The following is a 13,017-nucleotide window of genomic DNA, read 5'->3' as shown; positions in this document are numbered from 1 at the left end:
ACCTGTATCGGCACATAGGTCTACAAGCCGGGAGGCAAAGCAAGAGAATTCCGATGCACGCTGCAGTTGATTGTTGCTCTGCCGCTAGTTAGGGATCTAGTGTGGCGTTGGCATCACATCTTGCTGTGAAAGCCGCCCGTCCATTGTCGCTCACGGGCGCAAAACCACTGCGCCACAGCCTCAGGCTTGTCACATGACAAAGTGTATGTGCGGTCGGCCGTGATGCGTCGACCGCTCCACCCGCGCCGTCACCCTGAAAACCTCGCGCAGCAAAGTTTCCGTCAGGACCGCTTCGGGAGTGCCGGCGGCGGCGACGCGGCCCTGATTGAGCACGATCAGGTGGTCGCAGAACATTGCGGCATGGTTGAGATCGTGCAGCGCGATCACGCTGGTGACCGGCAGGCTGGCGACGAGGCGCAGGAGGCCGATCTGGTGCTGGATGTCGAGGTGGTTGGTCGGCTCGTCGAGAATGAGCTCCTGCGGCGATTGCGCCAAGGCGCGGGCAATGTGGACGCGCTGTTTTTCGCCACCCGAAAGGCTCTGCCACAGGTCATTGCGCTTATCTACCATCCCTGCCCGCACCAGCGCCTCCTCCACCGCCGCCTCGTCCGCGGCCGACCAGCCGGAGAACATTGAGCGGTGCGGGAAACGGCCGAGCTTGACGACGTCGATAACGCGCAGGTTAGCATTGGTGGTGGCGTGCTGCTCGACAAAGGCAACGCGCTTGGCAAGCGACCGGCGTCCGACCGTGCCGATGTCGCGGCCATCGAGCGTGATGCGGCCGGCGGATGGGGTCTTTAGCCCGGCGAGCAGGCGCAAGAGCGACGTCTTGCCGGAACCGTTCGGCCCGAGCAGGCCGAGCACGCGACCGGGTTCGGCCTGCAGCGACACGCCGTCAAGGACGGTGCGCTTGCCGATCTTCCAGACGAGATTTTCGGCGGTGATGCTCATGAGGCGCGCTGGAACCGGTAGAGGACGAAGGAGAAGAAGGGGACGCCGACGAGCGCCGTCACCACGCCGATCGGCAGCACCTGCTGCGGGATCAGGATGCGCGAGGCAATGTCGGCAAGCACCATGAAGATCGCCCCGGCGACGGCGCAGGCGGGCAGGAGGCGGATATGAAGCGGGCCGACCAGGAAGCGGGCGGCATGCGGCACGACGAGGCCGACGAAGCCGATGGTGCCCACCATCGAGACGATCGTTGCCGTCATCACCGCCGTCAGGGCAAAGAGCGCGATGCGGGCGCGCGCGACATTGACGCCGAGCGAGGCGGCGGCCTCGTCGCCGAAGGCGAATGCATCCAGCACGCGAGCGTAGAGGAGGCAGGGGATGAGACAAAGGCCGACGACAGTCGCGACCAGCATGAACTCCGGCCAGCGCACGCCACCGAAGCTGCCGAGCAGCCAGAACATCACATCGCGCGCCTGCTGCGCATTGCCGGAGGTTGTGACGATATAGGAGGTGGCAGCATTGAAAAGCTGCGAGGCGGCAACGCCTGCAAGGATCGTGCGGTCGGCGCCGCCGCGCGTGCCGTTGGACAGGAGCGCGACGAAGAAGAAGGCGGCAAAGGCGCCGGCAAAGGCGCCGGCGGAAAGCGAAACGGCACCGGCGCCAAGGCCGAGGATGACGATTGCAACGGCTCCGGTGGACGCGCCGGCGGAGATGCCGAGCACATAGGGTTCGGCCAGCGGGTTTCGCAGCAGCGCCTGCATGATGGCGCCCGAGAGCGCGAGCCCCGCACCGCAGAAGGCGGCGACAAGCGCGCGGCTGAGGCGGTAGTCCCAGATCACTGTCTCGTGGATTGGGTTGAGCTGCACCGCCGTCCAACCGAGGCGGTTGGTAACGGCCGAAACGGTTGTCGACAACGGGATCGGCAGGTCGCCGATCCCGACGCTGATCGCAACGACAAGCCCGATCGCGCCGCCGGAAAGAACCAGCAGCGCAAGGAGGGCGCCAAGCCCGCGGGCGGTGCCGGTCGCTTGCGTCACTTCAGGAGACCGAGGTCCTTCAACTGCTTCGCCACCTCTTCAGCACCGTAGATGGTGCGGATGGTCGGGTTCATCGCCTGGCCGTCCATGACCACGATCGCCTTGTTCTTCACCGCCGGCATCTGACTGACGGCGGGATCGCTGTTGAGGAAGGCGATCTTCGCCTCCGGCTTGTCGAGCTCCCAGCGGTTGCGGTCGAGGCTCGCGACAACGATGACATCCGGATCGGCAGCGATGATGCCTTCCCAGCCAAGCGTCGGCCATTCAGCTTCCGCATCTATGGCATTCACGCCGCCTAGCACGTCGGCGATGAAGCCGGAGGCGCCGTTCTTGCCGCCCAGATAGGCGTCCGCGGAAGGCGCAGGGCTGGAGAACCAGAAGACATAGGAGAGCTTCTGGCCGTCCTTGGCAACGCTCGAGCGCAGCGCCGCCTCGCGATGCTTCAGATCTTCTATCAGGGCCTGGCCGCGATCGGCGACGTCGAAGATCTGCGACAGCTCGTCGATCTCCTTGTAGAGCAGGTCCATGCTCCAGAGCCTGTCGCGGCTGCCATACTGGTCCTGCACCTTATCGGTGCTGAGGCAGGTGCTGGGCGAAAGGTAGGTCGGAACGTCGACCTTCTCGAAGTCCTCGCGCTTGGCGACCTTGCTGGTCGGGCCGATCAGGCTCGGAAGTGCTGCGGCGACGAAATCAGGGTTCTCGGCGAGCAGCGACTCGAAGGTCGGGAACTCGACCGTCAGCAGCTTTACCTTGGCGTTCGCCTCCTCGAGCTGCGGCATGACCTTGCTCGGCCAGAAGGCGGTACCGACCATCCTGTCCTCGAGCCCCAACATCAGCAAAATTTCGGCGCTGTTCTGGCCAAGCCCGATCGCCCGCTCCGGCGCATGATCGAAAGTCACCTCCGCGCCGCAATTTTCGATCGTCAGCGGATATTGGGTGGCGGCGGCGGCGCAGGTCGAGGCGGCGGCGAGCGCGGCGACCACGGCCGCGGCAGCGGAAAGAGATTTGAGAACGGTCACTGGCAAATCCTGTCGTTGCGATTGCCCGCCTATAGCTTCGGCCACAGCAAAAACAAGAGAAGATTTGTCATAATTCGTTTTCGGCTCCAAGTGGTACCCTTCGCGAGCCGGAAATCTCGCCAAATCCAGCTGCCACGCAGCCTGAGGGTCCAATCACTACAGACGATCTTTCTCTCGTCGCGTCGCCAGTATTTGGCGCAGCCCTGCGTCGCGTTCCCGAATCAAACCCTCCATGGGTACGTTCTCGGAAGCAAGCTCTACGGCCGTTGTCACCCGCTGTCGTAAATCCTGGTCCGGCAGCGGCGTGCCGAGCTCGCGCCAGAGCCTGTCGTGCATCCGGGAACATGTCCCAGAAACCCTGCATGCCTCGGTCACCGCCGGCGACAGATTACAGATTAGCTGCTTTTCGCTGTGCGCTCTCTCGATTGAACGAAGAACGACTGACAGCTTGGAGGCCGCGCATGTGCTCAAAGCTGGGCGAGATTGGGATCGCGCAGCAGCGTGTCGCGCAATCAACCTCGACCTCCGGCGCTATTTCAACCTGCGTCTGCGGAGGCAGGCGGCTCACTCCCCCTGCCCTACGAGCACAAAGGTGACGAACAACTCGCACAAATCGCCCTCATGCGGACATTCTTGGATAAGGCGAGTCCACCGCTGCGCGTTGATCGTCTTGAAAGGCGCGCTCGCCATTGCTCTCTATTTGCGCTCGGCCCTGCCGGAGGTCTCACGAGAAGTGAAATGCCTGCATGAGATCTTTCAACGCGTCATTGGCACACCCCGGGCGAACTGACCCGGGAGACAGATGTTAGGTGATATCGCATCAGTGTAACCCCGTCTTGGCTTCGAGTGGCAGCCTGCGTGGCTTCGACCGTTTCGAAAAGTCTTGGGGCTTTCTCAGAGGTTGTTTCCAACCGTCTTGCCCGCTCGATCAAGAGTCCGGGAGCGGCGCATAATTCGGTAGGAAAGGCACCGCGGAAGCCATAGCGCTGCGGCTCAGTCACCGACCAGACGCGCATCTGGGGAAAACGAAGCGCGAGCGACCCGGTTCGAGCGTAATCGGTCGTGGCGATCCATCTTGCGCCGGTTTGCTCCAGCAGTTCAGTGATGGCATCTTGGGTCGCTGACCATCCGCGCGTCTGGTTCGGCGGATTGTCACTTGTGCCGATGGGAGTGACCGGATTGAAGGCGATCGCGACTGAACCAACACTCAGCACCAATGCGATGACGACGGTCACCTTGGTCCAAAGCCGCGGCGACTGCGCCTGAGTGAGGCCAAAGGCGGCAGGAATGGCGAAGAGCGCCTGCAGCGGCACGGTCCAGTTGGCTTGAACTTGCGCATGCGTCGCGTGAAATGCGAAATAGAGCAGGAGCGGAACGGAGCTCCAGATCAGCAGCGCACTGTCTTTTGGCGGAGCCTTTAAAGCCCGGAACGCGAACCAGGTGACCAATGGTGTCGGCGCCAGGAGCAGGACCGCGGCATATTCACCGAGATATCGGGTCGAGAAGCCGGAGGCGACGAGGCGCGCTCCTTGGCGTTCCAAGCCGAGCCAATCGTTTTCAGCATTCCAGAAAAAATAGGGAAGAAGCGGAAGTACCGCCGCTGCCGCGGACATGTAAGGCAGACGCGTGAACAGATACGCGCGACCGGTTGGCGTCGCTATCAGGTAGGCCAGCAATCCGAAGGCCAGAAAGGCATTGGTGAACTTCGACACCCCGCCGAACCCGATAAAGAGTCCAGTAAACACCCACCATAGCATCGCGGAATGCGCGCTCGGAGGCGTGCTGACGGCGCGGATCCCAGCCCAGAGTGCGGCCACCCAGAACAAGGTGGAGGGCGCGTCGGGGGTGGCGAAACTGCCCAAAGCGAAGACAAGCAGATTAAGGTTATAGAGCGTTGTGGCCAACACTGGCACACCCACGGTGCCACCAGACATGTGCCGCGCAAGATCACCCACGAGGTACCCCGACACGACAAAGCCAATCACTGGAAACAGCCGGATGCCGAGAGCGGTTTCTCCCAGGAGATCGGTTCCCATTCGGATCATGTAAGCGATCATGGGCGGGTGATCGTAATAGCCAAGCGCGAGATTGCGAGGCCCACAGTGCATAATAGGCTTCATCATCAAAGAGGGGTACCAAGGCGGCAATGGTGAGGTGAACGGCAAGAAACAAGAGTGACGTGGTGAGGACGGAAAGCCGCATCAGAGAACTGCCTTTACGGAGGTTTGGCTTGCCGTCAGCAGCACGGCTTTTCTGGGTAACGCTAACGTCGCGGGTACGGCAGTGGATCGGGAGATATCAGGTTGCGCCCGATTGCGACTTCTGCCTTGAACAGGACTTCATCGCCGATCTGGACGGCAACGGGCGGCTGACGATCGATGCGGGTGAAATGCGCAGCGGCCGATCTTAAGTTGCGGGCAAAGGTACGGGGGCGGCCGACGAATAACACGTCGCGCCCGATCCACGCGGCTTGGTCTGCAAGGAAGGCGAAGCCGCGAGGGTCGTTGCCGAGCACCGAAACTGTCGCGCGGGACCCCAGCGCCTCAGCGAGACGTGAAGCTTCCACCCAATGGAAGGCAACGACCAAAGAACGGTCATGCGCCGTGATTACAGGTGTCGACGCCGACAATAAACCGCGCTCAAAGAGGGTGTCGGCGAGGCCGCGCCAGGTCACCGATTCCTCCAGAAACGTGTTGAGCCCAAAGCGGGCGATGAGGGCCGATGATGGTGGCGCGTAGCGGAGCAAGGCTACCGCGACGATTGCAACCGCAAGGACCGCAGCCGCTGTGACAGCAAAGATTCTGGCGGCGCGATGGGGTTGGCGACGACGAGCCTCCCGTGAGGCTATGGCGTGACCGAGTATCGGCAGCAAGAACAGCCACCCCGGCATTTGCCAATGCGGCAATGCATCGCCACCCCAGAGCGGCACCGCCGTGAAGAGGATAATCGACGGCAGGCCAAGCGCTGCCAGGAAGGCAGCCGGACCGGCGCGAGTCCCTCTGGCCGAAGGCAACGCGATCGTCGCTGCGAGCGCAGCAATCAGCGTCCATGGGCCGAGATAGGCCATCTGGCCAACCACCGAACGGGCGAGTGCGGACCAGTCCGGACCGCCCGAACCGAGACCACGTGACGACTGAAATTGGAACGAAACCCAATCGTGCTGCACGTTCCAAACGAGAACCGGCGATACCACGAACCCGGCGAGTAATACGCCCCCCCAAGCTGTCGGTTTCAGGAGGTGACGGCGGTGGGGCGTCGCGAGAATAAAGACAGCCGCGCCGACAGCGAAGAGTGCCGCGTGATATTTCGACAGTCCGGCAAGCCCGAGCGTCAGTCCAGCGGCAAGCCAAAGACTGCGTTCGATCGCGGGTGTGGGCTCGGAAAACAGGATCCTGTCGAGGAGCCAGGCCGTCAGCGAAAGAAACAGAACCAGGGGGCCGTCCGGCACGAGCCAGGACCCGGCGGAGACGACGAAGAACGGCGCCAGGCTTAGCGCTAGCACCATCCACAAGCCCGCCCTCGCCCCCCACCGGCGATGGGTAAGATCAAGCATCACCAAACTCGTGATGGTGAACGCGAGGACGAAAGGGAGCCGCAGGACCAGCACCGGAACGTCGGCGCCAAAAAACGGCCCGGCGATCTCGCGCATCGCCTTCACCCACCAGAAAGCCATTGGCGGGTGATCGAACCATGAAAGCTGCCATTGCGTGGCGACCGCCATTGCATAGGCCTCGTCAAGGCCGGGATCGAGCAGCGCTGCCAAACCAAGACGCATGACCGTTCCGGCCATGATCACCCATACAGCCGCGCGGAGTATGGCGGCGCTGTTATCGGTCCGTAGCAGCGTTGAGGTGGACCATCCTGTTTCCTGGAATGCAGCAAGATGTGACGGTTGCGGTGTCATCAGACGGGAACTCCACGGTAGTAATCTGCGGGGCCAGTCGGGGAGAAGCGGACAGAGAGCGCGGATGATGAGACCGGTTCGTGCCATTTCGAGCACAGCGCGGCTGGCGATACTGCGCTAACGCGCCCGCCACGTAAAAATCGATGTTGCGACATAATTGAAGACGGCCCCCAGACCCGCACCCGCCAGACCCGCCAGCCACCACCTAGAAGCCTGCTCGTGGACAAGTTGCCCAACACCCACATTCGCGATCACGCCTATGCTGCAGACCACCCAGAACGACGCCAAACCGGAAAGCAGCCGCCAGCCTTTGAGCCTGCGGTCGCGATAAGTTAGGACATTGTTGAGAAAGAAGTTGCCGGTCATCGCCACGTATGCCGCCGTCATCTGTGCCAACCAGAACGTCAAGCCGGACGCTAGCGCGATCTTGAGCGTCACGAGATGAACGACAACACCAAAGCCGCCGATGAGGGCGAACAACACGAAGCGGAGCGAAAGCGCGTCCCCCGTCAGTTTGGCCAGCAAAAGGCTCAGGAATTCCGCTGCTACAAGATTGTCGAGCTTGGAGACCCCGTGCTGTCGCGCTCGAAAATGTAACGGCATTTCGCTCGTCCGCAGCGGCTGTGGTGTAGACGCGAGAATATCCATCAGGATCTTGAAGCCCTGGGTGGAAAGACGCGGAGCGAGAGCTTCAAATGCCGGGCGGCGTATGGCGAAGAACCCGCTCATAGGATCGCTGACATCGATGTGCAGAAACATTCGGGCCAGTCGTGTCGCGACCCGGCTACCGCTAAGGCGCGTGCGAGAGAAGCCGTCAGCCGCGCTGCCGGAATCGCAGAAACGGCTCGCTATCACGAGATCGTCGCCCGCCTGAAGACGGCGAAACATCTCCGGCAGCAGCGACGCGTCATGCTGCATGTCGCCATCCATAATGGCAATAACCGGGGCCGATGACGAAAGCATGCCCTCGATCGATGCTCCCGCAAGGCCACGCCTCCCGATCCGGCGAATGCAGCGTACACGCCCGTCACGCCGTGCAATGAGCCGCACGGCATCTGTGGTCCCATCAGAACTGTCGTCGTCGACAAATATGACTTCCCAGTCGATGCCACGTAATGACGCGACGAGCGCCTGAACAACCAATTCTACATTAGGCGCTTCGTTGAAGGTCGGAACGATGACGGAAAGTTCAGGCGAACGGCGCGCTGACCCGGATGAAAGTTGGACCGGCTGCTCCGGTAAACGTGCATCCTGCATCATGTCACAGGTTCTTCTTTGCACGAAGGTGCTGTGCAAGCATCATCGCAAACCAGGGTGGCACACCTTCCTTGGCTGTCGGGGAGAGCAGGAGACGGACCGCATCCGGCATGGTCAGTCCCATGCTGTCGAACTCGGCGCAGGTGCGATCCCACATTTCGGCACGGGTGGGTGTCTGGACGGGAGCATTTTCGGCCATGAGTCATTCAACCTAAACGGGAATAAAAATAGACGCGCGAAAGATATAGCTGACCTGGGGACCCTGTTCGTCCGCCCTCGCCGCTAGGCTCATAAAAGCAACTGAGCCATCTTGGGGAGTGCGCTATAGCCGAACAGGTGGTGAATTCCCGACCAAGACTGAAGGTTCAGGCTGCGCTCTGCTAAGGGAAACCCTCGACCAGATTTCAGGTGCGGCGGGCTTCACTTGTGAATAACGCATCTATCTGAGGTGCATTTTGTGAGAACAATCGCCAAAGGAGCACCGCCAAAACGAACATCAAACTCCATGCGATCACCACATCGGACAGGAAGTGGGCTCCGAACACCACTCGGTTGAAGGAAAAGGCTGCCGCGATAATCCCAACTGCTGCAAGATAGCGGGTTGAGTATCTAGGGTTGACGAACACAACGAGTGTGAGCAGCGCGAAGCCGCTCGCCGCCTCTCCCGAGATGAAGGAACAATTCCTGACGCATTGATCGGTGAGCTCCCACGGAGGTGTAAAGAGCGCACTACCGCCAAATTCTTCGAGGGCTTTTGGACGCGCTCTACCAACCAACATCTTGATCAGGTGAACGCCCAGCCCCGGACCCGCTGCAAAAAACGTGAGAACAAACAGCAGTTTGTGCGGTGCAGGTGGATTCTTCAGGTACCGGAGAAATGGACTTGGAATCAGCAGCGCTATCGCAATTCCTACGACGACCCAGGGCAGCACCCTGTTGGCGTCACGAAATGCAATGAGGAAGCTATCTTTCGTAAATCCGAAGCCAACGGTCGGCTCCCAGAAGAAGCGGCTGACGATCAGGTCAAGTTCTGGAACCGCCGCAAAAAACACGGAAACAAAGCCCAAAAGGATAAGCGCCTGTGGAAGCAAATCCCTGGCTTTGTCCTCCACCGTCTTCGCATGTGGCCTCTGGACGCGGTTTAAGTCGGTTACACTCATCGGTGGTCCCTCGTTGAGGACCACGTTGTCTCGCCCGATTGTCAAGATTTCGCGGAGGACCGGAGAAGGGCATGTCAACATCGAGGAGGTTGACTATGAGTTTCTCGCTCCTGCTGGCCCTTCCAGACGTGAAGATCAGATGCTGCCGTTGCACCACCGATCCCACGGCGACCACCGTCCTCATGCACACCCACTCCGCGGGAGGGGGAACGATGGCTTCGGGAGGCTTCTTCAACAGCAACAACCAATTGAAAAATATACCTTCCTTCGGAACGGATCAACGCGGGCGCGGGTTCTCACATCATGTCCCAACATTGATGAAAGGAGTTCATCGTGAACAAGAGAATCCTACCTGTACTGCTTCTGGGCGCTGCTTTCCCGCTTGCCGCCTCTGCCCAGACCACAACGCCAGCAACTGGCGGAAACGATGCGGTCGTGAACGAGACGCAGCAACTGGAGATCAACCAGAACGATGCCCAAGGGCTCAACGATGCTCGTCCTCTGGGGCAGAGCGCTGACGCTGGAATGTCGTCTCAGGAGCCGTTCGTGACAGTACCACAGTCCGGCGCATGGCGTGTGAGTGATTTCGAGGGTAAGACGGTCTACGGCGCTGACGGTGAGAATATTGGGTCAATCAACGACGTCCTCGTCAGCCAGGATGGAAGCATCAATGCCGTGATCATCGGCGTTGGCGGATTTCTTGGTCTGGGCCAGAAAGACGTCGCCGTCGATATGGGCGCGCTTGAGCTGGGGCCAGGTGCGACGCAGCAAGAGGCGGACGCAGCCTCAAGGGCAAACCCGGGCATCTCGGGCGAAACCACCGCCTCGACCGCACCTGATCCGACGGTGACGCAGGCGCCTGGCCCTTATGGAACAACGGCCGGTGCTCGGGACACCACGGCCATGGGCGGCGCCCAGGGAACCAATACCACTGCTACTGGCATGCCTGTCGATAATAGTCAGATGGCAGCCAATGATCCCAGTTCGGTCCGTATCGGTGAAGATGGCTTGCCTGATCGGATCATCCTGAATGTGACGCGGGATCAGCTTGAGAACGCTCCCGAGTTTGAAGGTGTTCGGGCAGAACAGCGCTAATCACTCCGACACCGTCGAACCAGGTCTTCGTAGTTGTACTGCGGAGACCGACCTGAGGGCAGCCACGCCTGTGCTGCACCGCCTGACGGTCGGGCCTTATCTCAAGGTGAGCAAGCGGGAACGGACCTGCAGGATTGCCAAGGGGTTCTTGAGCCGCCTCCTAATCGGCAACCACGGGCGTTGAGCCTGCGCCTCCGGCGGGGAACCCGTAATGGCGGCACGCCACGTCAGGAGATGTTGTATGTTCAGGTTAGGACGCGTTTTCGGTGGCGCCATCCAGAAGAAAGGGGCGCCCTCGCCTGCACCCAACTGAGCTTGCCGAACGAGGATAATCAGGGAAGTAGGTCAACGCCAACTTCGGTCATGAAACCTCTGCGATTGAACCCGCTCCTACCAATAGAAGGAGATCGTGGAGCGGTTCAAGATGTCTTGCCGGCTGCACGCCTGGATAGCGCGACTTCGCTGCGCCATGGCTGGCGCTGGATATATGCGCTTAGTTCCAGAGCCGGCATAGGTTTGGCCAACGCGTAGCCTTGCAAGCTGTCGCATCCTAAGTCTCTTAGTAAAGCGATATCGTCTTCCGTTTCCACCCCCTCAGCAACGACGCGAATACCTAAGGATCTGCCGATCTCCACGATCGACCGCAGCAGTGCTTGCTGCTCTCTCGAGCCGTATGCGCCTGCAACCAGTTCTCGATCCACCTTCAGCGCTCTCGGGCACACCTTCAACAGGCTGATGATCGACGCGTGGCCAGTGCCAAAGTCGTCTATTTCGAGCGCAATCCCTATCTCGCGCAGCTCTGCGAGCCGCTCCAAGATCTGCTCATGGCATCGATCGAGGAAGATCGACTCGAGTAGCTCGAACGACAATATCCCCGGCTCAATATCAAGAGCTCTCAGCTTCATTGTAAGCGCTGGATCGTACAGTCTTTCGTATGAAACGTTGACCGACAACTTCGGGATCCCGAGACCGGCTTGCCGCCAATGGCGGAAATCCTCAAGCGCCGTTTGCAAAATCATCGCATCAATGTCGGCAACAACGCCAAGTTCGTTAGCGACTGGAAGGAAAACGTCCGGGCTATGAAGGCGTCCATCTGGAGTCCGTAAACGGGCAAGCGTCTCGACACCCACTATGTCAAGAGAGGTTGCTTCAAATTGCAACTGGTAGAATGGGACGAACGACCGCTGTTCCAGGGCCGCGAGAACCTCGTCGGCCAGCCGCTTTTTGCTGACAAGCTCTTCATAGGATTTGGAGGAGAAGAACTCGAACCTGTTGCGGCCACCCTTCTTTGCTCGGTAAAGGGCGATGTCAGCGTTCAGTAGCAATTTTGTTGCGTCGGTATCCTCGTCCTCCTGGCAGGCGATTCCGATGCTGGCTCCTGTACGGCAGAGGTGTCCGCCAAGGGTGACAGGCTTGGACAGTGTCGCAATCAGATCCTGGGCCAAAGCGGAAACGGGACGAGAGGCCTCCTCAAGTGAATGTAAGATCACAAACTCGTCCCCGCCAACGCGCGCGACGAAGTCATCTGCGCGTGTACATGATAGGAGCACACGCGCCACGTGTTTAAGCAGCGCGTCGCCCGTTGCATGGCCGAGAGTGTCGTTGATGTGCTTGAAGCGATCCAGATCAAGATGCAGGATGGCGAGCCTGCTTGCGCCACCCTGAGATCTCTCGGTCCTGTCCCGCAGCGTCCGATCGAGATATCTGCGGTTTGGTAACTCGGTCAGATAGTCATGCAATGCACTATGTTCTATCTCCTTGCGGGCCGCTTCCAGTGCAGCGCTTCTTGCTACGGCCAGTCGGGTTGCATCTTCTAATTCCCGCCGTAGCAGCACGTCATCTGTTATGTCCCAATTGGCACCAACCAGCTTGGTGTGTCCGTCTTGGTCTACAAAACGCTTGCTATGGCTCCGGATGATGCGCTCCTGGCCTTCGCCAAGAACCACCCGGTATTCGTCGGAGAACTTGTCCGTGCTACAAGCGTGGTCTGCAACCTTCTGGACGACACGTGGCAGATCTTCCGGATGAACCAAGCTTTCCCAAAGCCCGCCGATCTCGATGGAGCCGCTGCCGTCAAGGCCGTAAATCGAGAACATCCTCTCATCCCATTCGGACTGCCCCGTGGTGAAGTCGGCTTCAAACACGCCAACACCTGAGATATCAAGCGCCATTTCCAGGCGCCGTGCCATACGCGATGCTGCTTCTTCGGATGCTTTTCGAGCGGTGACATCAGTGTCGGTGCCTACGACGCGCGTAGCTTTGCCAGAAGCGTCCCATTCGATCGCGGCACCGCGACATTCAATCCATACCCAATGGCCGTCCTTGTGCTGCTCACGATAGTCGAAGACCGCGTACGCCGGATCTCCGGCCTCCTGCCGCTCCATCGCATGAACAACCTTCGCTCGGTCATCGGGATGGACTTTCTGCAGCCATTCAGCGGTACTTCGCGGAAGCCGATCACCCTGCTGCAAACCACGCATCTTATACCATGTGGGCGAATATGAGGTGCTCCCGGATTTTGGACCGCCCGGCTGGAGGATTTTCCGGGCTTGAGCTCATGGCGGATGGGATGCGCCGGAGCCATTCATGAGCGA

At 60.2% G+C, this 13,017-nt stretch carries 10 protein-coding genes; 1 reads left to right on the top strand and 9 read right to left on the bottom strand.

Annotation, left to right across the window (positions count from 1 at the left end):
- Positions 1-189: 189 nt before the first annotated feature.
- The 8 genes from LXM96_RS04655 to LXM96_RS04620 all read right to left on the bottom strand — a co-directional run bounded on the left by LXM96_RS04655 (position 190) and on the right by LXM96_RS04620 (position 9,328).
- The gene (locus LXM96_RS04655; protein WP_239997221.1) at positions 190-951 is read right to left on the bottom strand and encodes an ABC transporter ATP-binding protein; all 762 of its coding nucleotides are present in this window, start codon (positions 949-951) and stop codon (positions 190-192) included.
- The gene (locus LXM96_RS04650; RefSeq protein ID WP_239997220.1) at positions 948-1,988 is read right to left on the bottom strand and encodes a FecCD family ABC transporter permease; all 1,041 of its coding nucleotides are present in this window, start codon (positions 1,986-1,988) and stop codon (positions 948-950) included. The genes LXM96_RS04655 and LXM96_RS04650 overlap by 4 nt, the downstream gene beginning before the upstream one ends.
- Positions 1,985-3,007 carry an ABC transporter substrate-binding protein gene (locus tag LXM96_RS04645; protein ID WP_394801888.1) on the bottom strand — a complete coding sequence of 341 codons (1,023 nt, stop codon included), beginning with the start codon at positions 3,005-3,007 and terminating at the stop codon, positions 1,985-1,987. The genes LXM96_RS04650 and LXM96_RS04645 overlap by 4 nt, the downstream gene beginning before the upstream one ends.
- A 764-nt stretch (positions 3,008-3,771) precedes the next feature.
- The gene (locus LXM96_RS04640; protein WP_239997219.1) at positions 3,772-5,130 is read right to left on the bottom strand and encodes a glycosyltransferase family 39 protein; all 1,359 of its coding nucleotides are present in this window, start codon (positions 5,128-5,130) and stop codon (positions 3,772-3,774) included.
- Between the two features lie 140 nt (positions 5,131-5,270).
- Positions 5,271-6,911, bottom strand: a complete 1,641-nt coding sequence (locus LXM96_RS04635) for a glycosyltransferase family 39 protein (RefSeq protein ID WP_239997218.1) — start codon at positions 6,909-6,911, stop codon at positions 5,271-5,273.
- A 117-nt stretch (positions 6,912-7,028) separates the two neighbouring features.
- The gene (locus LXM96_RS04630) at positions 7,029-8,168 is read right to left on the bottom strand and encodes a glycosyltransferase (protein ID WP_239997768.1); all 1,140 of its coding nucleotides are present in this window, start codon (positions 8,166-8,168) and stop codon (positions 7,029-7,031) included.
- 4 nt (positions 8,169-8,172) lie between these two features.
- Complete coding sequence (locus LXM96_RS04625) at positions 8,173-8,367, bottom strand: hypothetical protein (protein ID WP_239997217.1); 195 nt, start codon at positions 8,365-8,367, stop codon at positions 8,173-8,175.
- A 205-nt stretch (positions 8,368-8,572) separates the two neighbouring features.
- On the bottom strand, positions 8,573-9,328 hold the full coding sequence (locus LXM96_RS04620; RefSeq protein WP_239997216.1) for a phosphatase PAP2 family protein: 756 nt from the start codon (positions 9,326-9,328) through the stop codon (positions 8,573-8,575).
- A gap of 333 nt (positions 9,329-9,661) precedes the next feature.
- On the opposite strand from LXM96_RS04620, the gene LXM96_RS04615 reads away from it, so the two are divergent.
- Complete coding sequence (locus tag LXM96_RS04615; protein WP_239997215.1) at positions 9,662-10,423, top strand: PRC-barrel domain-containing protein; 762 nt, start codon at positions 9,662-9,664, stop codon at positions 10,421-10,423.
- 419 nt (positions 10,424-10,842) lie between these two features.
- On the opposite strand, the gene LXM96_RS04610 is transcribed toward LXM96_RS04615, so the two are convergent.
- Positions 10,843-12,963 (bottom strand): putative bifunctional diguanylate cyclase/phosphodiesterase, encoded by a 2,121-nt coding sequence (locus tag LXM96_RS04610; RefSeq protein WP_317208202.1) that lies wholly within the window; start codon positions 12,961-12,963, stop codon positions 10,843-10,845.
- Positions 12,964-13,017: the final 54 nt, after the last annotated feature.

Source organism: Rhizobium halophilum (assembly GCF_021648825.1).
Taxonomy (GTDB): domain Bacteria; phylum Pseudomonadota; class Alphaproteobacteria; order Rhizobiales; family Rhizobiaceae; genus Neorhizobium; species Neorhizobium halophilum.
Note: the sequence above shows the minus strand (reverse complement) of the source record. Positions and strands in the feature narration are given on the sequence as shown.

Excerpts from the sequence above, each read along its gene's own strand:
- LXM96_RS04630 (WP_239997768.1), bottom strand. The coding sequence starts at position 8,168 with ATGCAGGATGCACGTTTACCGGAGCAGCCGGTCCAACTTTCATCCGGG.
- LXM96_RS04620 (WP_239997216.1), bottom strand. The coding sequence starts at position 9,328 with ATGAGTGTAACCGACTTAAACCGCGTCCAGAGGCCACATGCGAAGACG.
- LXM96_RS04640 (WP_239997219.1), bottom strand. The coding sequence starts at position 5,130 with ATGATGAAGCCTATTATGCACTGTGGGCCTCGCAATCTCGCGCTTGGC.
- LXM96_RS04635 (WP_239997218.1), bottom strand. The coding sequence starts at position 6,911 with ATGACACCGCAACCGTCACATCTTGCTGCATTCCAGGAAACAGGATGG.
- LXM96_RS04655 (WP_239997221.1), bottom strand. The coding sequence starts at position 951 with ATGAGCATCACCGCCGAAAATCTCGTCTGGAAGATCGGCAAGCGCACC.
- LXM96_RS04625 (WP_239997217.1), bottom strand. The coding sequence starts at position 8,367 with ATGGCCGAAAATGCTCCCGTCCAGACACCCACCCGTGCCGAAATGTGG.